Source organism: Pseudoalteromonas sp. 2CM28B, from assembly GCF_023161935.1.
Genome location: NZ_JALNTH010000036.1, coordinates 12,235 through 32,050, shown reverse-complemented (window position 1 = coordinate 32,050; position 19,816 = coordinate 12,235). Strand labels below are relative to the sequence as shown.

The 19,816-nt window shown below is 39.7% G+C and carries 16 protein-coding genes and 1 pseudogene; 10 read left to right on the top strand and 7 right to left on the bottom strand.

Going from position 1 to position 19,816, the window contains the following annotated elements; translation table 11 throughout:
* Positions 1-136 precede the first annotated feature (136 nt).
* Positions 137-439, bottom strand: a complete 303-nt coding sequence (locus MTN96_RS29665) for a hypothetical protein (protein ID WP_024600891.1) — start codon at positions 437-439, stop codon at positions 137-139.
* Positions 439-696, bottom strand: a complete 258-nt coding sequence (locus MTN96_RS29660) for a DUF3081 domain-containing protein (protein ID WP_248533760.1) — start codon at positions 694-696, stop codon at positions 439-441. The genes MTN96_RS29665 and MTN96_RS29660 overlap by 1 nt, the downstream gene beginning before the upstream one ends.
* A gap of 146 nt (positions 697-842) precedes the next feature.
* On the opposite strand from MTN96_RS29660, the gene MTN96_RS29655 reads away from it, so the two are divergent.
* Positions 843-2,123 carry a flavohemoglobin expression-modulating QEGLA motif protein gene (locus tag MTN96_RS29655; protein WP_064663025.1) on the top strand — a complete coding sequence of 427 codons (1,281 nt, stop codon included), beginning with the start codon at positions 843-845 and terminating at the stop codon, positions 2,121-2,123.
* Between the two features lie 218 nt (positions 2,124-2,341).
* Here the strand turns inward: MTN96_RS29655 and MTN96_RS29650 are convergent, their stop codons facing one another.
* From MTN96_RS29650 to MTN96_RS29635, 4 genes are all read right to left on the bottom strand, one after another.
* Complete coding sequence (locus MTN96_RS29650) at positions 2,342-3,145, bottom strand: DUF1338 domain-containing protein (RefSeq protein WP_036983952.1); 804 nt, start codon at positions 3,143-3,145, stop codon at positions 2,342-2,344.
* A gap of 27 nt (positions 3,146-3,172) precedes the next feature.
* Positions 3,173-4,639 carry a succinylglutamate-semialdehyde dehydrogenase gene (gene astD / locus MTN96_RS29645; RefSeq protein ID WP_138626924.1) on the bottom strand — a complete coding sequence of 489 codons (1,467 nt, stop codon included), beginning with the start codon at positions 4,637-4,639 and terminating at the stop codon, positions 3,173-3,175.
* An 8-nt stretch (positions 4,640-4,647) separates the two neighbouring features.
* Positions 4,648-5,682 carry an arginine N-succinyltransferase gene (astA, locus tag MTN96_RS29640; protein WP_013463229.1) on the bottom strand — a complete coding sequence of 345 codons (1,035 nt, stop codon included), beginning with the start codon at positions 5,680-5,682 and terminating at the stop codon, positions 4,648-4,650.
* 81 nt (positions 5,683-5,763) lie between these two features.
* Positions 5,764-6,969, bottom strand: coding sequence for an aspartate aminotransferase family protein (locus MTN96_RS29635; protein ID WP_138562442.1), 1,206 nt, complete (start codon positions 6,967-6,969; stop codon positions 5,764-5,766).
* Positions 6,970-7,159: 190 nt separating this feature from the next.
* Between MTN96_RS29635 and MTN96_RS29630 the strand changes: the two genes are divergently transcribed.
* The 4 genes and pseudogenes from MTN96_RS29630 (at position 7,160) to MTN96_RS37195 (ending at position 9,394) form a co-directional block, all read left to right on the top strand.
* Complete coding sequence (locus tag MTN96_RS29630; protein ID WP_036983954.1) at positions 7,160-7,588, top strand: Lrp/AsnC family transcriptional regulator; 429 nt, start codon at positions 7,160-7,162, stop codon at positions 7,586-7,588.
* A 255-nt stretch (positions 7,589-7,843) separates the two neighbouring features.
* Positions 7,844-8,218, top strand: coding sequence for a hypothetical protein (locus tag MTN96_RS29625; RefSeq protein ID WP_036983956.1), 375 nt, complete (start codon positions 7,844-7,846; stop codon positions 8,216-8,218).
* 149 nt (positions 8,219-8,367) lie between these two features.
* On the top strand, positions 8,368-8,508 hold the full coding sequence (locus tag MTN96_RS29620) for a hypothetical protein (protein ID WP_248533757.1): 141 nt from the start codon (positions 8,368-8,370) through the stop codon (positions 8,506-8,508).
* A gap of 6 nt (positions 8,509-8,514) precedes the next feature.
* Positions 8,515-9,394: pseudogene (locus tag MTN96_RS37195) on the top strand (GGDEF domain-containing protein).
* A gap of 1 nt (position 9,395) precedes the next feature.
* Here the strand turns inward: MTN96_RS37195 and MTN96_RS29600 are convergent.
* Complete coding sequence (locus tag MTN96_RS29600; protein ID WP_028834784.1) at positions 9,396-10,319, bottom strand: hypothetical protein; 924 nt, start codon at positions 10,317-10,319, stop codon at positions 9,396-9,398.
* Positions 10,320-10,702: 383 nt separating this feature from the next.
* Here MTN96_RS29600 and MTN96_RS29595 point away from each other — a divergent pair, with 383 nt between their 5' ends.
* The 5 genes from MTN96_RS29595 to MTN96_RS29575 are packed head-to-tail and all read left to right on the top strand — an operon-like array spanning position 10,703 to position 19,800.
* Positions 10,703-11,005, top strand: coding sequence for an isoamylase early set domain-containing protein (locus MTN96_RS29595; RefSeq protein WP_013463235.1), 303 nt, complete (start codon positions 10,703-10,705; stop codon positions 11,003-11,005).
* Between the two features lie 9 nt (positions 11,006-11,014).
* On the top strand, positions 11,015-13,003 hold the full coding sequence (gene malQ / locus MTN96_RS29590; protein WP_248533753.1) for a 4-alpha-glucanotransferase: 1,989 nt from the start codon (positions 11,015-11,017) through the stop codon (positions 13,001-13,003).
* A complete protein-coding gene (gene glgB / locus MTN96_RS29585; RefSeq protein ID WP_248533750.1) occupies positions 13,004-15,226 on the top strand; it encodes a 1,4-alpha-glucan branching protein GlgB in 2,223 nt (740 codons plus the stop codon). It abuts the gene before it with no gap.
* On the top strand, positions 15,219-17,282 hold the full coding sequence (gene glgX, locus MTN96_RS29580) for a glycogen debranching protein GlgX (protein ID WP_138627664.1): 2,064 nt from the start codon (positions 15,219-15,221) through the stop codon (positions 17,280-17,282). The genes glgB and glgX overlap by 8 nt, the downstream gene beginning before the upstream one ends.
* Positions 17,275-19,800 (top strand): glycogen/starch/alpha-glucan phosphorylase, encoded by a 2,526-nt coding sequence (locus MTN96_RS29575; protein WP_248533748.1) that lies wholly within the window; start codon positions 17,275-17,277, stop codon positions 19,798-19,800. Before glgX ends, MTN96_RS29575 begins: the two co-directional genes overlap by 8 nt.
* The last annotated feature ends 16 nt before the right edge of the window (positions 19,801-19,816 follow it).

The window sequence follows — 19,816 nt, the reverse complement described above, 5'->3', positions numbered from 1 at the left end:
TTTTTTGTGGGCAGGTTACTTTAAAAAGTGGTAAGGCGAGTTTGTCGGAAGATCCAAGAAAAAAGATTCAGGAAGTGAAATATGAGATTAATTTACAGAAATGTTAACTTAGTGAAGAGATAAATAAAGACGCTGTTTAGGTTTCAACAACGCCTTTAAATAACAAAGGATAACGTCTTAAACGGTTGCCAATATAATCGTCAGCCATAATTTGGTCGCAAATTTCATCAATATTATCGGTCGCTTCAAATACCCAATCAAAACGTTCTATTGCAAGTAAAAATCCACGTTTTAAATGCGTTTGCGCACGGTAATAAGCAAGGTTGTTTTTGATGAGTTGCAGTTTTTCAGGCTCTGCTTTTAATTGCGCAATAACTTGATTAATAAACTGCAAATTGCGCGAACTGGTTGGTCTGTTTCTTCTATTTGTTGATCGCATCACTGTTCATTAGCTATGTTGTAAAGTTTTTTCAAAAAGTCGTCTTTGTGTTTGTCATGTTCATAATCAAGGTGATAAGTATTATGAAACCCAAAGCGAAGTAAAACACCACTACCTTGTAAATAGACGGTATAGCCATCTATGTCAGAATATGCAGTGATCCCTTGATAAAATTTACCTTCTTCTGTGACTTCTCCGCGTTGTTGAATGCGTTCGTAAACCGCTAGAATCTGTTTATTGTCGATTTCATTTTTCATTGTTTGTCCCTTTTATTTAATCACTCATACGCTATAGAAGTGAGGGTCGATCAGCATAAAAACAATAGTCTAAAAAGTATGATATTGCTTTGTTATTTTTCATTTATAAATTATGCTCAAAGTTCACTTTTTGTTGAGCTTTTACCATGATAGACAAAGCGTTACTTTTGAAAACTCGTGAATTATCCGACCAACTCATTGCATTGCAAACACCCATTAGAATACTCGATGCAATAAATTGGGATAAACAAATTAAAGAGGAATTTTTTAGACAAAAATGTCAAAAAAATCCACTTATTGATCGTGCTTATTATCAACAGCGCGATTTAGGATTTGTTCCTAGCGAGTTGCGCCAAGCATTTTCAACACTGCACCGCAATATTATTAACCAGTTGGGACAATTAAACCCAATTGCACAATATATGGGTAAAATGTGTACCGAATATAAAACGGTTCTGAGTATGCTTGAATACCGCGGTACGCCAGAGTTTCATGACTTATCAGTGGAGCTATTTGGTCATCCTAAAGATTTGTTTCATGCCGGTGAGCCATCGCTATCAGAACTGGCTAATATGCTCGAACAGCCTTTAAAAAATTTACTTGCAGCGGATATTTTGCCTGAAGATCCTAAAAATATTGATGCCAGCGACGCGGTGCGGATTTTATCTGAACAGGTCAATGCCAGCATGCCGGGAATAAACGTAGAAGTGATGCTAAGTGATGGTATTGTCAGCGATGCGGCAGCAGGTGCTAATAATATTAAGCTCAATCAAGATGTTAAGTTTTCTCAGCGCGAATTAGATATTTTAGAGGTGCACGAGGGCTGGATCCATGTAGGCACCACTCAAAATGGCTTAGCGCAACCTTATTTAACTTGCTTGAGTAAAGGCACACCAAGCTCTACGGTGACCCAAGAGGGGCTTGCAGTACTGACGGAAATTATTACTCTTAAGTCAACACCACGTCGCTTATCAAAATTAGTAAACCGTATTCAAGCGGTGACGAAAGTAATTGATGGCGCTGAGTTTATCGATATTTACCGAGATTACGTTGCTCAAGGTTTATCAAAAGACGACAGCTATACCCTTGCACAGCGCGTTTTTAGAGGCAGTACCGCAACCGGCTTACCCTTTACCAAAGATATTGCTTACATAAAAGGCTTTGTTTTAGTTTACAACTTAATTAGGGTGGCGATACAGCTTGGTCGAATTGATCAGTTGCCATTATTGCTGGTGGGTAAAATATCAATTGATGACTTTAGATTAATATCGCAATTGCATGACTTAGGTGTCATTGAAAATCCGCAATTTGTGCCGCCTCATTTTAAAGATTTAAGAGGCCTTGCTACGTGGCTCAGCTTTGGTCGATTTATTGGCGATTTGTCATTCGAACAACTAGAAAACGACTATAAGCCGTTGTTTTTATAATATTAAAGAGGAAGGGCGGCTACTTTTTTTAGCAAAAAACGCAGTTGGAATAAGCAACTGCGTTTAAGTTTACACACATAAGCCTGCATGCCCATAAGGGATCAATTGATTGTTCTCATTTTTATTTATCGTTTTATCGATATATAAAATTGTTTTAAACCATTCATTAGGCACAAAAAAAGCCCAAAAGTGGGCTTTTTAAATTCAACACACTTTGGTTATCGTGCGTTGGTGCTTTCAAATATTTTGTCTGCAGAGGCAGCGACAAAACCGGTGTAAATTTCACCATCAGGTTTTGGATAACGAATAGCAAACTCGTAAAAACAGCTAGGAATGCGCATATCGCCATCGCTAAAGGTTACAGCGTATTCATCAGCTAATGTTGATGATTGCTCTAATAGCACCTCTGGTGAGCCTTTTACTTCACCTCCTGAGGTATTGAGTGCAAAACCTGCATCTTTAAGAGCTTGGTTTACATCATGGATGTTATCAAACTTAGCCAAAGTATTAATGTTCACGGTGAAGTGATTGGCACGATAACCCCACGCAGACATCCACGCCGCATATTCGCTCTCTGCTAATAGCTTTTTGTATGTATCGGTGCTTACTTGCCAATGTGTACCTGAATATAAAAAGTTATCGGCAGTCACTGCGCTTTCGTCAATTTGTGAAACCATATCAGTGACAATTGCTTGTAGTTCAGGTGAACATTTTTCAACTAATAACTCAGAGATAAACACTTTAGGTTGCGTTGGATCGCTGTGCTCGTAATGCTTAGCGTAGAGTTTTTTTGCTTCAAAATGGTACTCACCACATTCTTTATAACCAATTGCTAAAAAGTGCGCTGCCAGTTTTTCAAGGCCTACTTTTTCAATATTAAAGGTACGCAGCGCAATATGGTCGTTGATTATATCGTCTTTTTGCGTTGAGCCTAATAGGTCATGAATTTTGTCAGCCGATGGCGTTACGCTTAGGTAGTTTTGCCACAGGTTATCAAATAATGTGTTTACATCAGTATGCATGGTAAATCCTTAAATCTGTTTAAATTGTTATTCAATTATTAAGCCCGGCGCGAGGGTTTGCGGTAAGTTAACTTTTTCTGACTCTACTGAGGCCACTGGGTATGCGCAGTAATCTGCAGCGTAGTACGCACTGGCTCTGTGGTTGCCACTGGCACCTATACCACCAAATGGCGCTGCGCTTGATGCGCCTGTAATAGGGCGGTTCCAGTTAACAATGCCGGCACGAATACGTTTTAAAAAGTGACTGTAATCATCTTCGCTATCAGCAAGTAAACCAGCAGATAAACCAAAGCTGGTGTTGTTTGCTTCTGTTATAGCGCTATTGAAATCAGTGTAACGATATACTTTTATAAGCGGGCCAAAGTGTTCTTCATCGGCAATTTCGCTTATATTAGTGACATCAATAATGCCTGGGCTTACAAACCCAGTGCCTGATTTTAACTGCTTAAGCTCAACAAGAATCTCAGCACCTTGTTTAACTAGCTCAGCTTGCGCTGCCACCATGCCTAATGCGGCTTTTTCACTGATCATGGCACCCATAAAAGGTTGTTCGTCCGCAAAGCTATCGTCTACTAAGATATTTTTGGTGGCGCTAATCAGCTTTTCTAAAATAGCATCGCCATTGGGCGACTTTTCAATAAACAAACGGCGTGCACAAGTACAGCGTTGGCCTGAGGTGATAAAACCCGATTGAATAATATCGTGCACGGCGGCGCTAACATCAGCAACATCTTTAACCACTAGCGGGTTATTACCGCCCATTTCAAGCGCTAAAATTTTACCTGGGTGGCCAGCAAATTGTTTATGTAATAAATGCCCTGTGTTTGAGCTACCAGTAAAAAATAGGCCATCTATATCTTGGTGTGAGGCCAGCGCTTTACCTGTTTCTAACTCACCTTGAACAAGGTTTATAACCCCAGCAGGTAAGCCTGCTTTTAACCATAGTTCTAAGGTAAACTGCGCTACATGAGGTGTTAATTCTGATGGTTTAAATACCACGGTATTACCGGCTAGTATGGCTGGTACAATATGGCCGTTTGGTAAATGCCCAGGGAAATTATACGGACCAAAAATAGCGACCACACCGTGAGGTTTGTGGCGAATAAAGGCTTTTGCACCAGGCATTGGGTTTTCGGTTGTACCAGTACGTTCATTGTAAGCACGGATCGAAATGGCCACTTTGCCTGTCATCGCGCCCACTTCTGTGCGTGTTTCCCATAGCGGTTTACCTGTTTCACGAGCAATAATAGTGGCTAACTCTTCGCTGTGTTCTTTTAGTTGGGCTACGAAGTTTTCTAAAATAGTAATACGTTGCTCAATTGGCATATCTGCCCATTGAACTTGCGCGGCTCTTGCCGCTTTAATGGCACTGTCAACTTGCTCTGCGTTGGCGCCATTACCTTGCCATACAATTTCACCATTACTTGGGTTAATAGAATCAAACGCTGGGCCTTTGCCTACAAGCCATTGATTATTAATTAGTTGTGTGTTCATAAATAATGTTACAGGCGGAAAAATCGCGCTGCATCTCCTTGTTTTAAATGAAGTGCATCAGCTACTTCTTGGCTGATGATTAAGGTGTGCTTTGCCTGATTGTAATGAGCATGTTTAGTGAACGTGGCTCTAAAGTCACTAACCCCTTGATTACAAATAGCAAGGGTGTCTGAGCTTTGCTCATTAATATGTTCAAGCTCGCCAATAGTAATAGGGCACACCTGTGAATCACGAATACTGCGAATATTACCGAGTTTTGCTTCTACAGTGGGGCCTGCGTCAAATAAATCAACATATCCGCGGTGTTCAAATCCTTCTTTTTCAAGCAGTTTAAGTGCTGGTTTGGTTTTATCATGCACATGGCCAATCACCGCTTGTGCTTTTTTGCTCAGCAAATTCACATAGATAGGGTATTTAGGCATGAGTTCGCTAATAAACACTTTATCGCCTAACCCCACTAAATGGTCGGCTTGTGGGAATTCAATGCTAAAAAAGTGTTCCTGTAACCATTGCCAAAATGGCGAGTGACCGTCTTCGTCGCTAACACCACGCATTTCAGCAATTACTGTGTCGGCAAAGCGCTCACTGTGTTGCGCCATAAATAAAAAACGTGAACGTGATAAAAAACGTCCCGTCAGGCCTTTTCTACTGTCTTCACGTAAAAATAAAGTACATATTTCTGAGCAGCCAGTGTAGTCATTACACATACTCAAAATATCTACGGTATTGTAAACGTTTAAGGTAGGTGAGTGATGAACGGTTTTACCTAGATGATAATGATACAAAGGTACAGATAACCCGACGGCCGCTTCAATGGCGGTAGTACCAATTACCTTTCCGGTTTCACTGTCTTCTAAAACAAATAGATAGCTTTCGTCGATGGGCTTATCTACGTTTTTAGTAAAACTGTTTTGCGCACGATCAATTTTTTCTTGTAGTTGCCCATCATCGACAGGTAAAGAGGTAAAGCCATGGCCAGACTCAATGGCAATCTCTTTAAGTGCTGCAAAATCATTGACAGTAATAGGACGTAATACTTGCATTAACTACTTGCTCCAACAACATATAAAATCCTGAGGTAAACGTGTGTTTGCCTCAGGACTTAGTTATGTTTTACTTAGTTATTAACCGTTTACTACATCGCTTACTGCTTTTTCAAAGCGAGCTAAGCCTTCTTTAATGTCCTCAAATGGGATCACTAATGAAGGTGTAAAACGAATAACGTTCATACCGGCTACTAAGTTCATTAAGCCGTTATTTGCACTTGCTACTAAAAAGTCACGAGCGCGGCCTTCAAATTTCTCATTTAGTACCGCACCGATTAGTAAGCCTTTACCACGGATTTCGCTAAATACATGGTATTTTTCATTAATTGCATTTAAACCATCACGGAACATATGTTCACGCTCTTTTACGCCATCTAATACAGCAGGCGTATTAACGGTATCAAATGCCGCTTCTGCAACAGCACAAGCCAACGGGTTACCACCATATGTAGACCCATGCGTGCCTACTTTTAGGTGTGCTGCAATTTCAGTGGTGGTGATCATAGCGCCAATTGGAAAACCGCCACCTAAGGCTTTAGCCGTCGTTAAGATATCAGGAACAACATCTAAGCCTTCGTATGCGTATAAGTGACCTGTACGGCCAACGCCGGTTTGCACTTCATCAAAAATAAGTAGTGCGTTGTGTTTAGTACACAGTTCACGTACTTTTTGTGCAAATTCATTAGTTGGTGGCACAATGCCGCCTTCACCTTGTAATGGCTCCATCATTACCGCACAGGTATCATCACCAATTAAGGCTTCAAAAGCGGCAATATCATTGTAGTCACAATGCACAATATCAGCAGGTTTTGGACCAAAACCGTCAGAATAAGCAGCTTGGCCACCCACTGTTACAGTGAAAAATGTACGACCATGAAAACCTTTATTGAAAGCAATAATTTTAGTTTTTTCAGCACCAAATTTATCCAGTGCAAAGCGACGTGCTAATTTTAATGCTGCTTCGTTTGCTTCAGCCCCTGAGTTTGCAAAGTAAACTTTTTCAGCAAACGTGGCATCAACCATTTTTTTAGCTAGACGAAGAGCTGGCTCATTGGTCATTACATTTGATAAGTGCCAAATTTTTTCGCCTTGCTCTTTAAGTGCACCGACTAATGCAGGATGGCAATGCCCTAAACAATTAACTGCAATACCACCGGCAAAATCGATAAATTCGTTATTGTTCTGATCCCACACACGTGAGCCTTCACCGCGAACAGGAACAACAGCTGAAGGGTTGTAATTAGGGACCATTACGTCGTTAAATAAATCTCTGGTTACTTGCATTTTTACACCTAAATTATTCACATAAAAAATACGTTGCTGAAAAAATAACGATAAGGTCAAGATGATTCAGCAATACAATGTGTTTTACTTATTAAAAATGTCATTATCAAAGGTTATGAATGAAATTTGCAGTGCTATTTTGTGAAAAATGATTAGAATAATAGTCAAATTAACGAATTTAATTAGCATTATGATAACTCCCCAAGATGAAAAACTACTCTCAGTATTAAAAACGAACGCCCGCGCTAGCATTTCTGATCTTGCAAGGCACTTGAGTTTATCTCGTTCAACGGTGCAAAGCAGAATGCTAAAATTAGAGCAAAGTGGGATCATTAAGGGTTATAGCGTTGACTTTGGAGATGACTTTTTAAATAGCTTGGTCTCTGCGCATGTTTCAATAAAAGTAAAACATAAGCTAACAACAAAAACTAATATTGAATTAAAGCAAATTGATGCGATTTCTCAGTTGTATGCAATTAGTGGAGAGTTTGATTTAATTGCCATTGTAGAAGCACAGAACCTTGAGAAGTTAAGCCACTTACTTGATGATATTGGTAACTTAGATGGGGTAGAGCGTACCCGTTCCTCGGTTATTTTAGAGACTAAATTTAAGCGTTAATTCGATTTATTTAGTACATTCAGTGAGCATTAATTATTGCATTTAAGCTAACTTGATTGTAGTCTACTCGATATTAGGAACAAGGAATATTTTTAACCAAATCAATAGGCTTATTGCCCTGCATTTGTTGCAATTCTCCGGTACTTAATAAATCTCATCAATACAGTTACTAATTTTATTAGCATTGGCTAATAAGATGTGAGTGAAATAGGACGTTTTTAGCACCACTGGGCTAAGACTTTACAAGGAAATGTTATGAAATACACAACAATGGCTGCTGTGGCATTATTAATAGGTGGCTCATATTTAAGTGCAAAAACGACTTTATTTGACCCTGCACAGAGCATAACGGTTGAAACTTACAGCGATATATTCTTCAAATTAGAATCCTCTCCTGTCAGCATTAATGAAATTATTACCGGGGCGAGTCAATTTGCCGATAGCTTGTGTGATGAAACTATCTACCAAGAAGTAATTGGCGAATCGGTAAACTCATGTAAGCAAAAATTCAAACAATCTCAAGCACAATGTGCTGAGTTTATAATAAAAAATAACGAGCCTATGTACACTGATAAAGTGGCTATAACACAGCTCTCTGAGAAGTTTATTAATTGCATGACCAATAGCTAAAATAGCACTTACAGTTCTTAATATATTAAAAGCGCGGCTCCTAAACTGAATGAGCATTGATGCTTGAATTTTTATTTAGCATATTCCACTGCGTGGTCTATTCTAAATTTTATTAATGCTCAAACGCCCAGTTTGCTTTAGGGAGTACAATGCAAGAAAATTTACTGAATTCAGTCATCAAAATAGCAAAAAATAGAGATGTAGATTCTCTTGAATATAGTTTGACATCGACCATCCAAGAATTTATAGGCTGTAAAAAGGTCTTAGTTTATAAAGATATAGAATTTTAAGGCCAACTGACTATTGAGCAAAGTCTTTGCTTAAAAGTGACGGGTGAAAAGCAATTAGAGTGGGTACAACGACAAATTGTTGCACAGCCTGAGGATGAACTTCTATCGTGTTTACGCTCTGCCTGTATTATTACTGTTCAGTCTGCCGATGGAATTGAACGCCGTTGCCTCCCCATTACCCGCCAAGAAAAAACAGTTGCTGCCATTTCTGTGGTTTCAAAAAGTTTAGATAGTTCGGCTCAAGTGATGCTATATGCTTTTTGCCGCATATTTGAAAACTATTTAGTGATACTCCATGAAAACGAAAGAGACAAATTAACGGGTCTGTTAAATAGATAGACCTTTGAGAAAAAAATAAAACAGCTAATTGAAAAACAAGTATTAAAAATGCACGGCTCATCCCGAGATGAGGATAAAAGGCAACAAAAGTAGGCATCAACATCTTGGCTGGCTATTTTAGATATTGATCATTTTAAAAATATAAATGATCAATAAGGTCATATCTGTAAAGATGAAGTGTTACTGGTATTAGCGCAAAAAATGCGTCACTTTTTTCGCTCAACAGATTTAATTTTTCGTTTTGGTGGGGAAGAATTCGTGATTGTTTTTGAGCCCACAGATGCTGACTCAATCAGTAATAAAATGGCTGAATTTATACAGCTCATTAGGTAATACATCGTTTCCTTTTGTTGAAAATATGACGATCAGTGCTGGTTTAGAGCGTATTAGTCCTTATGATTTTCCAATTGCAGTGCTAGAAAGCGCAGATAAAGCGCTTTATTATGCAAAAAATAATGGCCGAGATAAATTTTGTATCTATGAAGATTTACTTGCCGAGAACTTAATAAGTGTACAAGTTAATTTCTCAGAAATAGATTTATTTTAAACTACTGCGGCTGAGGATGGCTTCGCTGCACTTTTACTTTGGTTACTTGGTCGAGCTTTATAAAATAAACATTGCCGCCAATGCCTTTGAATTCTTCATCGGTAAAGGCGATGGTGTTGTCATCATAAAAGGTGATTGCCTCTTTTTGGGTTACAATACCTAAGTCAATTTTAAATACATCGCCAGAGAAAAACTTATCGCCTTTGAAGTTTTCAAACAGCCAAATACTGGTTGAATCTAGTAGTGCGAGCTTTTTTCTATCTGGGCTAAGTGCTGCGGATGTGATCCAGCAAAGCTTTTCCATAGTGGTGCACGTTTTAAATGAATCTATCAGCTGGGCATCAAAATTCGCTGCATGGTCGCCTACTTTGTAAACGTTAGTAATTCCATCGAATGGCTCTGTGCGATTTTTAGTAAACAAGTATAAATGTCGTCCAAAAGCCACAAACGCTTCTAAGTCATAATTACGTTGATCAGGCTGTATTGGGCTGCCATCTAATTCTGGGTAGGTAAACTTTATAATTTCAGCTTCTGTTGTATTGGTTTTTATATCTATGGGGTTTTCTATTTTATAAATTGTTAGCCATTTACGTTCATTTTTATTATTACCAAAGTCGCCTAAAAAGAAATGACCAAACTTATTTTGCGTCATATCTTCCCAGTCTATATTTTTTGCATTCGTGACGAGTACTTCTTTTGCAATTGAACCATCGTCATTGAGCCTATAAAGCTTAGGCTCGTCGCCACTATCGTTAATAGCCCAAAGCCGTTTATGTTTATCAAACTCTATGCCTGAAATTTCTTTTAGTTTTGGGTCTACAGAGACCACCTTTTTACTATATAGTGTATAAATTGAACTGCCTACAACAGCCGTAATGATGCTAAAGACGATAACAGAAGTAATAAGGATGCTTTTTTTCAACATTGTATTTAAGTGTTCATCGGGTTGGCTTAGTAGATAGTTATTATCGCTGATGATGTTGTTAAGCTAAAGGTTTTTATAGTTTTAATGTAGTAATAAAAATTAATAAGTTTGTGTATAAAGACAAAAGCAAATTAATTAGCTGTTATGGTGTAGTTGGTTTAAAAGTTGCTCAGTTGCAGTGCTTACTTAAAAATCAGTTTCAATGGTTAAAATTGCACCAAATCAGTGCGGTAAAATAAATAACGCACTGTAATAATGCGTAAATAAAGTTTTGATTAACTTTAAGCTGTTTTTATGTGAATGAATGGATTCCACATCGCCTTTTTAAGCTGTTTGGCCTGTGGCAAAGATGAATAACCCTTATGGTTTAGTTGGAGCCTATTATGTTGAATAAACGCTTTTTTAAAACAAAAAATGAAGCAGAAGTAACCTTTGAATTTTCTCACCCAGATGCAGATGATGTCTGTTTACTTGGAGAATTTAATGATTGGCAGCCGGTGCCAATGAAGCACAACAAAAAGCTTGGCGTATTTAAATGCAAGCAACGTCTTCCCGTTGATAAAGAGTTTCATTTTCGCTATTTAATAAATGGTAAACAGTGGGATAACGATCATCAGGCTGATGGGTATATTGCTAATAATTTTGGTACAGAAAATAGTATAGTAAATACACAACGCATTAATTAAGGTCGCTGAATGGACGCACTATCGCAATTGTTTTATTTGCATGGTATTGGTTACGAATACACTAAGTATACGGGTGAACACGTTATATTTAGCGAAGACACCCGTAAATCTGCTTTGCACTGCTGTGGCGTTGACACACGTGATACGGCGCAAATAACCCAGTTAAATTATCAATTGGATGCGGCTACATGGTTAACACTCGTACCTGCTGTTAGCATAATAGATCAGGCTAGTAATGTGCTAAAGGTGCGTGTTAATGAAGCTGATACGCATCATAAAATTACATTAACTGTGGCAGCATTAAATATAAAGCTGCAATTTGAACACATTGCTCAGTATGCAGCATTAGGTGAGTACTTTGTAAATGGGTGTCGTTATATAGAAATAGCGCTACCACTGACGCATTTACCAACCGGCTATTATGATGCGTTATTAACGATGGGTGAGCAATCTGCTAAAACACAAATTTGGTCGACCCCTGAACAAGCCTACCAAATAGCGGATAAAAAACGCTTTGGCTTATCAATTCAGTTATATACATTAAAAAATAAAGCCGGACTCGGGATTGGCGATTTTAGTGATTTACTTGAGTTGGCAACCTTATGTGCAAAGCAAAATATGGACTATATTTTACTTAACCCATTGCACTTATTGTTTGCAGATAACCCTGAGTGCGCCAGCCCCTACAACCCAAACAATCGTGCCTTACTCAATCCGCTATATATCGCAATTAATTTATCGCCAGACAGCTTTAACAATCCGGATTTAACTGAGTTGTTATCTGCTAATACCTCAAGCAAATACAGCGACCAAAATGTAGCCTTTATTGATTATAGAACGGTTACTGAGAGCAAATATGCTGCTTTTAAGCTGCTTTTTAAGCATTTTCAACAACAGGGCAGTCAAACACGGCAAAACGAATTTAGTGCGTTTTGTAAACAGTACAGTGATGTACTTGCTATGTTAGAAACCACAGAGCCCACATTTGAATATTACCTCCAATGGCAAGCACACAGCCAACTCGCGCTATGCCAACAGCATTGTATTGAGCAAGGGATGGCGATTGGTTTAATTAATGATTTAGCGGTGGGTTGTGCTAATGAGGGCACTGAATTTAAATACCAGCAGGGATTATTTAGTCAAGATGCAACCCTTGGCGCACCACCAGATCCTTGGGCACCTAACGGCCAAAATTGGGGGCTGCCAGCAATAAACCCGCAGCGCCTTGCTGACAATAACTATCAGTTTTATCGCTCACTCATACGCGCCAATATGGATGCAGCAGGCGGGTTACGAATCGACCATGTAATGGCGATTAGGCGTTTGTGGTGGTGTTTCATAAACAATAATACCCAAGATGGCTGTTATGTGTACTACCCATTTGAGCATTTATTAGCAATTTTAAAAATTGAATCTCATCTTAATCAGGTCATAGTAATAGGCGAAGATTTAGGGGTTGTTCCACCGGAGGTAAAAGAGGCACTGGTTGATAGTGGCATTTTCTCAAACAGCATATTTTATTTTGAAAAACAACAAAATGATGAATTTGTAAATAGTGATGACCTTAGCGAGCAATGCCTGCTGATGATAGCCAATCATGATGTACCGCCATTTGTGGGCTGGTGGCAGCATAGCGATTTAAAAATTAAACAGCAGTATGGGCTGATTGATACTGATGAGTATCAGCAGTTAGTTCAGCAGCGAGAGCAAGAGCAGCACCGGCTATTACGCTTTTTAAATCCGCAAAACACTTCCTTGTCACTTAACACGGATGCTTTTGACGTTTATAGCGCTTTGGCTGTATGTTTAGCTAAATCGCCGTCTCGTTTACTTGCATTACAGCTTGATGATTTAGACAAGCAACACTACCCAGTCAATATTCCTGGCACCGACAAAGAGTATCCTAATTGGCGACGGGTACTGACACATACGTGCGACGATATTTTTAAAGATAATGCTGCTCTTTTGGCTGCAATACATTCAATAAGGAATGCGTAAATGGGCAGTACTAAAAATAAGGTATCAACGCAATTAGTTGATTATGACGCACAGGTAAACGCTTTAACTGCAGGGCGATTTAAAGACCCGTTTAGTTTTTTAGGCGCGCACAACATCCAAAGTGGCACTGAAATACGCGTGTATTTGCCAGCGGCATTACGCGTCGAACTGTTAATTGATGGTCAAGTTATTAGCGCGTTACGCTATAAACACAGTGATTTATTTATCGCTGAGTTATCAAGCATGCCTAGCAGTGTTTACCAATGCCAGGTTAGTTATGAAAATAGCGATGTTACATTTTACGATGAATACAGCTTCAGCAGTACATTGGATGAACAAGCTATGTACTTGTTTAACGAAGGTAGCCTTGAGCATGCTTATACTCACCTAGGTGCGCAATTTACTACACAACAAGGGGTAGATGGTGTTCGTTTTTGTGTGTGGGCGCCTAATGCCGCCAGTGTATCGGTTATTGGTGAGTTTAATTTTTGGCAAGCGAATCGCCATTTTATGCGATTTCATCCGGCCAGTGGGGTATGGGAATTATTTATCCCGGGTTTAAGTGCAGACATGTGCTACAAATTTGCTATTACTACGCTCAGTGGCGAGGTCTTAGATAAAGCCGATCCTTTTGCGTTTAAAATGCAGCAAGCACCGGGCACTGCCAGTATATTACAGTACAAACCAGCGCCTATTTTGCTAAGTGAACAAGCGATTATAAATCGCCAAAAGCGTAATCATATTGATGCGGCTATCAGTATTTATGAAGTGCACTTAGGCTCTTGGCAACGCGCTGAGCATAACCGTTACTTAAGCTACACCGAGCTTGCAGATAAGCTTGTAGGCTACGTGATTGAAATGGGGTTCACGCATTTACAACTTATGCCGATCAGTGAATACCCGTTTGATGGCTCTTGGGGTTATCAGCCAGTAGGGCTGTTTGCACCTACGAGCCGCTTTGGTGATTACAACAGCTTTAAATACTTAGTTGAACAATGCCATAAAGCTAATATAGGCATATTACTTGATTGGGTCCCTGGGCACTTTCCAAGCGATCCGCATGGCTTACATTGCTTTGATGGCACCCATTTATACGAACACGCTGATATGCGCCAAGGGTTTCATCCTGATTGGAACACCTATATTTATAATTATGACCGCCCTGAAGTAAAAAGCTTTTTAATTTCTAATGCGATGTATTGGCTTAGCCAATTTGGCATAGACGGACTACGTGTGGATGCGGTGGCATCGATGCTTTATCTTGATTACAGTCGTAAAGAAGGACAGTGGGTAGCTAATTGTTATGGCGGTCGAGAAAACTTAGGGGCTATAGAGTGCCTAAAACAAGTGAACTTACGCAGTTATAAAAATAACCCCGGCATTATGATGGTTGCCGAGGAGTCAACGGCTTGGCCTGGGGTCACGCAAAGTGTTGAACACAATGGCTTAGGTTTTGGTTATAAATGGAATATGGGCTGGATGAATGACAGCTTAGATTATATGCAGCAAGATCCGTTATTTAGAAAATATCACCATCATAAAATGACATTTTCTATGGTGTATGCATTTAGTGAAAATTACATTTTACCGCTCAGTCATGATGAAGTGGTGCATGGCAAGGGATCACTACTAAACAAAATGCCTGGTGACGATTGGCAGCAGTTTGCAAACTTGCGTGCTTATTATGCGTTTATGTGGGCACACCCAGGTAAAAAATTACTGTTTATGGGCGCCGAAATAGCACAGCGTAAAGAGTGGGATCATGACCATTCACTAGACTGGCACTTGCTTGAGCATCAAAGTCATCAAGGTATTCAGCATACGGTTAAACGTCTTAATCAAGTGTATCAAGCGCATCCATCTTTATATGAGCTTGATAGCTGTGCAACGGGCTTTTCATGGATAGATAATAATAACAGCCAGCAGAGTATGTTTAGCTTTATTCGTTATGCTAAAAATGCTGACCACTTTATGGTTATTGTCGCTAATTTTACACCAACGGCTTATCAACACTACACCTTAGGTGTGCCAGCGAAGGGCATATATAAAGTGGTATTAAATACCGATGAGGTTTGCTTTTTTGGCTCAGGTTATCGTGTCACAGAGGATAAAAACCAGCTTATCCACTCAGTCGTTCAGCCAAGTCATGGGTTTGATCACAGTATTACAGTTAATATTGGTGGCTTAACCACACTTTACTTAGAAAAGGTGAATGATGAGTAATTGCTTTGAGGTTACTCAGGGTGCGCCTTTGCCACTGGGTTCGAGTGTACAAAACCAAGGCGTTAACTTTGCCTTGTATGCGCCTAATGCAAGCCAAGCTTTTGTGTGCTTATTTGATAAAAGCGGCCATACAGAAATATTAAAAATAGCCATGAATATTAATGAAGGCGGCGTATGGAGCATTCACATAGCCCCATTAAGCACAGGCGCATTGTATGGCTTTAGGGTTGATGGCGAATACAGCCCAGAAAAAGGCATGTTGTTTAATGAACATAAATTACTGATTGATCCGTATGCAAAAGACTTGTTTAACGAATTTACTTGGAGCGAACGACATTACGGGCAAATGCCCATTGGCACTAAAAGTGTGGTTAATAATGCGATAGATATGCCTAAATCAAAAGTGACTGCGTCGGTAGCTTATACACAAACAAAGCCACAGCATAGTTGGGCCAATACCGTTATTTATGAGTGCCATGTTAAAGGTGCCACCTGTCGCCATCCTGATATCCCTAAAGCACTACAAGGGACATTTTTAGGTTTGAGTCATCCCAGTTTTATTGATCATTTAAAAAGTTTAGGGGTAACAGCTATTGAACTTTTGCCTGTGCATGCTTTTATAAGTGAACAATTTTTAACCGCTAAAGGACTGCAAAATTACTGGGGCTATAATAGTCTTAACTTTTTCACTCCTCATAAAGACTATTTGGTTAATGACGATATAAACGAATTTAAACAAATGGTGAGCGAGTTACACCGCGCCAATATTGAAGTTATTTTGGATGTGGTATACAACCACACCGCAGAGGGAGGAAATGATGGCCCTATTTTATCTCTGCGAGGGCTCGACAACCTAACATATTATCGCACCATTGAGGGGCAACCCAATGTTTATATTAATGATACAGGGTGTGGCAATACGTTAAATATCGATCACCCTAAAACCTTACAATTGGTACTCGACAGCTTACGTTACTGGGTTGAAGTTATGGGCGTTGATGGCTTTCGATTTGATTTAGCCACCATTTTAGCGCGTTCAAATACGGGCTTTAGTGCGTCTCACACCTTTTTACAAGCAATTGCCCAAGATCCTGTGTTAAATAAAGTTAAACTGATCAGTGAGCCGTGGGATATAGGCCCTGGTGGTTATCAGCTTGGTGCATTTCCTTCACCTTGGCGAGAGTGGAACGATCAATATCGTGATGTGATTAAACGCTTTTGGCAAAGTGAAAAAGGCATTATTAGTGATGTGGCAAAGCGTTTACATGGCTCGTTTGATATTTTTGAACACAGTAACCGAGGCCCGCTAAATAGCATTAACTTTATTACCAGCCATGATGGGTTTACGTTAGCCGACTTAGTCAGTTATGAGCAAAAACATAACCAGGCCAACGGTGAAAACAACCAAGATGGTCATAGCGCTAATTATTCGTTTAACTGCGGGGTTGAGGGATTTACCAGCGACTCAGAAGTAATGAGTTTGCGCTTACAACAGCAAAAAAACTTTCTACTCACCTTATTACTCTCCAAAGGCGTGCCAATGATAGCCGCTGGCAGTGAGATGGCGCACTCGCAAGGCGGTAATAATAACGCTTACTGTCAAAATAATCGCACCAGCTGGCTTGCTTGGAAAGACTCACAACTGAATCATTCATTGATTCAGTTTATTGATGATGCGCTAAAAATCAGGCGTGGTCACAGTGCATTTAAACACAGTGTGTTTTTGGATGATATTGATGAGCGCTTCACCGTTAAATGGTTTACCGAGCAAGGTAAAAAAATGGATGAAACACATTGGCATGAAGATACACGTCAATTTTTAATGTATAGCTTACTTGATAAGCAAAATAAGCATGCGTTATTAATTATTCTTAATGCTAGTAAACAGCCTGTGGTCTGCCAATTACCACAATCGCCCATTATCGCGCCATGGACGTTAGTGTTATCAAGTGTAAATAACGCATCATCTGTTATTCAAGAAGATGCAACCGTGAATATTTCAGCACAAAGTAGTTGGGTTTTTAGTGCCAATTTAGAAGGCGATGATTATGACTAAGCAAGACGAGCAAGTGTGTGTAGTAAAAGGCTGGCAAGCAGGCCCAGTGATAGACGAAAGTACTTTAAGTGATGATTTAACACGGCACTTTTATTACACCTTAGGACGTGATGTGGTGGGCGAGTCACAGTTGTATTTGTATCATGCATTAGCACTGACGATCAGAGACCGATTAGTGGCACGCTGCAGGGAAACCAATCAACAAATAAAACAACAAAAACGCCGTAAAACAGCCTATTTATCGTTAGAGTTTTTAATGGGCAGAGCGCTGGGTAATGCGGTATTAAATCTAGATTTAGAATCACAAGTTACAAAGGCACTGCAAGCTTACTGTACTGAGCTTGAAAGTGTGGAACAAGCTGAGCATGATGCCGGTTTAGGCAATGGCGGCTTAGGGCGACTAGCGGCTTGCTTTTTAGATAGCTGTGCCAGTTTAGCGCTGCCAGTGGTCGGTTATGGTATTCGTTATGAATATGGCATGTTTAATCAGTCAATAAAAGAGGGTAATCAGGTTGAGCAACCAGATAACTGGTTACGAGAAGGTCATCCTTGGGAATTAAGCGCACCGGAGCAAGCTAAACGGGTTAAGTTTTCTGGTTATGTACAAAGCTACACCGATAAATTTGGCCGTGAGCATCGCCAATGGATCAGTTCTCAAGATGTATTAGCAGTGCCTTATGATGTACCTATTCCGGGCTATAAAAATAATATTGTTAATACCCTTAGACTTTGGAAGTCTGAAGCAACGGACGAATTTAACTTAACAGAATTTAATGCCGGAAGTTATTCTGAAGCGGTAGCACAAAAAAATCTCGCTGAGCAAATAACCATGGTGTTGTACCCTAACGACAGCAGTGAAAATGGTAAAGAGCTGAGATTACGTCAACAATACTTTTTATCATCGGCAAGTATTCAAGATGTACTTACACAATGGATTGAACAATACGGTAATGATTTTACTGAATTTGCTCAGCATCATGTGTTTCAGCTTAACGATACCCACCCAAGTATTGCGGTTGCCGAGCTGATGCGAATTTTAGTTGATGACCATGAACTGGATTGGGTTCAGGCATGGAATATCACTACCAAAACCATGGCTTACACAAATCATACCTTACTACCAGAGGCTTTAGAGAAGTGGTCGGTATCGTTATTTGCTAAATTATTACCGCGTATTTTAGAGATTATTTATGAAATTAATGCCCGCTTTTTAGCCGAGGTGGCCATGCATTGGCCAGGTGATGTGCAAAAACAACGGGATTTATCATTAATTGAAGAAGGGGGCGAGCCGCAAATACGTATGGCCTTTTTAGCCATTGTCGGCAGCTATTCTGTTAATGGTGTGGCAGCACTACACACGCAGTTATTAACCGCGGGTTTGTTTAAAGATTTTTATGCGCTATGGCCTGATAAATTTAACAACAAAACCAATGGTGTTACTCCACGGCGCTGGCTTGCATACTGCAATCCGAGTTTAAGCCAGATCATTAGCGAAAAAATAGGTAAAGACTGGATAGGTGATTTTGCACAAATTAGCCAATTACGTCGTTACTACGATGACCCCCAGTTTCATATAAATTGGCAACAAGCAAAACAACAAAACAAACAACGCTTAGTTGATTTAGTAAAACAAAGATGTGGCGTAGAGTTTGATATTAACATGCTGTTTGATGTGCAGGTAAAACGTATTCACGAATATAAACGTCAGTTACTTAACATTTTACACGTTATTCATTTATATGACCGCATACGCCGTGGCGACACACAAGGCATGGTGCCTCGCTGCGTTTTATTAGGTGGTAAAGCAGCACCGGGTTACATGATGGCTAAAAAAATCATTAAGCTGATTAATAATGTTGCTGAGGTGATCAATAAAGACCCACAGGTATCTGCTTTTCTAAGAGTCGCGTTTTTACCTAATTATAATGTAACCGCCATGGAAACCATTTGCCCTGCAACGGACTTATCGGAGCAAGTATCAACCGCGGGCAAAGAGGCCTCAGGTACCGGCAACATGAAGTTTATGATGAATGGCGCGCTAACAATAGGCACCCTAGATGGCGCTAATATTGAAATACGTGACGCTGTTGGGGCTGAGAACTTCTTCTTATTTGGCGCACAAGCTGAGCACATTGACGACATAAAAGCGCATTATAACCCTAGTGAAATAATTGCGAATAACCCTGATTTGAATAGTGTGATGCATTTACTCGAAAGTGGCCATTTCAATCTATTTGAACCTGGCTTATTTGACGATGTGATTAATGGTATTAAAAGTAACAACGATCCTTGGTTAACCGCCCATGACTTTGCCAGCTATATAGCTGCGCAACGTGATGTTGATAAGGCCTATGCAGATCAAACATACTGGACTCAAATGAGTATTTTAAATACTGCCGCCAGTGGCTCATTTTCTAGTGACAGAACAATTAGTCAATATTGTGATGATATATGGCATTTAACTCCACTTGATACCACACACCAAACAGTAAAAACAAACACTGACACTAACAGCTGACACTAAACGGAGAGAG

Coding starts and splice junctions, on each gene's coding strand:
- MTN96_RS29665 (WP_024600891.1), bottom strand. CDS start 439: ATGCGATCAACAAATAGAAGAAACAGACCAACCAGTTCGCGCAATTTG.
- MTN96_RS29660 (WP_248533760.1), bottom strand. CDS start 696: ATGAAAAATGAAATCGACAATAAACAGATTCTAGCGGTTTACGAACGC.
- MTN96_RS29655 (WP_064663025.1), top strand. CDS start 843: ATGATAGACAAAGCGTTACTTTTGAAAACTCGTGAATTATCCGACCAA.
- MTN96_RS29650 (WP_036983952.1), bottom strand. CDS start 3,145: ATGCATACTGATGTAAACACATTATTTGATAACCTGTGGCAAAACTAC.
- astD (WP_138626924.1), bottom strand. CDS start 4,639: ATGAACACACAACTAATTAATAATCAATGGCTTGTAGGCAAAGGCCCA.
- astA (WP_013463229.1), bottom strand. CDS start 5,682: ATGCAAGTATTACGTCCTATTACTGTCAATGATTTTGCAGCACTTAAA.
- MTN96_RS29635 (WP_138562442.1), bottom strand. CDS start 6,969: ATGCAAGTAACCAGAGATTTATTTAACGACGTAATGGTCCCTAATTAC.
- MTN96_RS29630 (WP_036983954.1), top strand. CDS start 7,160: ATGATAACTCCCCAAGATGAAAAACTACTCTCAGTATTAAAAACGAAC.
- MTN96_RS29625 (WP_036983956.1), top strand. CDS start 7,844: ATGAAATACACAACAATGGCTGCTGTGGCATTATTAATAGGTGGCTCA.
- MTN96_RS29620 (WP_248533757.1), top strand. CDS start 8,368: ATGCAAGAAAATTTACTGAATTCAGTCATCAAAATAGCAAAAAATAGA.
- MTN96_RS29600 (WP_028834784.1), bottom strand. CDS start 10,319: ATGTTGAAAAAAAGCATCCTTATTACTTCTGTTATCGTCTTTAGCATC.
- MTN96_RS29595 (WP_013463235.1), top strand. CDS start 10,703: ATGTTGAATAAACGCTTTTTTAAAACAAAAAATGAAGCAGAAGTAACC.
- malQ (WP_248533753.1), top strand. CDS start 11,015: ATGGACGCACTATCGCAATTGTTTTATTTGCATGGTATTGGTTACGAA.
- glgB (WP_248533750.1), top strand. CDS start 13,004: ATGGGCAGTACTAAAAATAAGGTATCAACGCAATTAGTTGATTATGAC.
- glgX (WP_138627664.1), top strand. CDS start 15,219: ATGAGTAATTGCTTTGAGGTTACTCAGGGTGCGCCTTTGCCACTGGGT.
- MTN96_RS29575 (WP_248533748.1), top strand. CDS start 17,275: ATGACTAAGCAAGACGAGCAAGTGTGTGTAGTAAAAGGCTGGCAAGCA.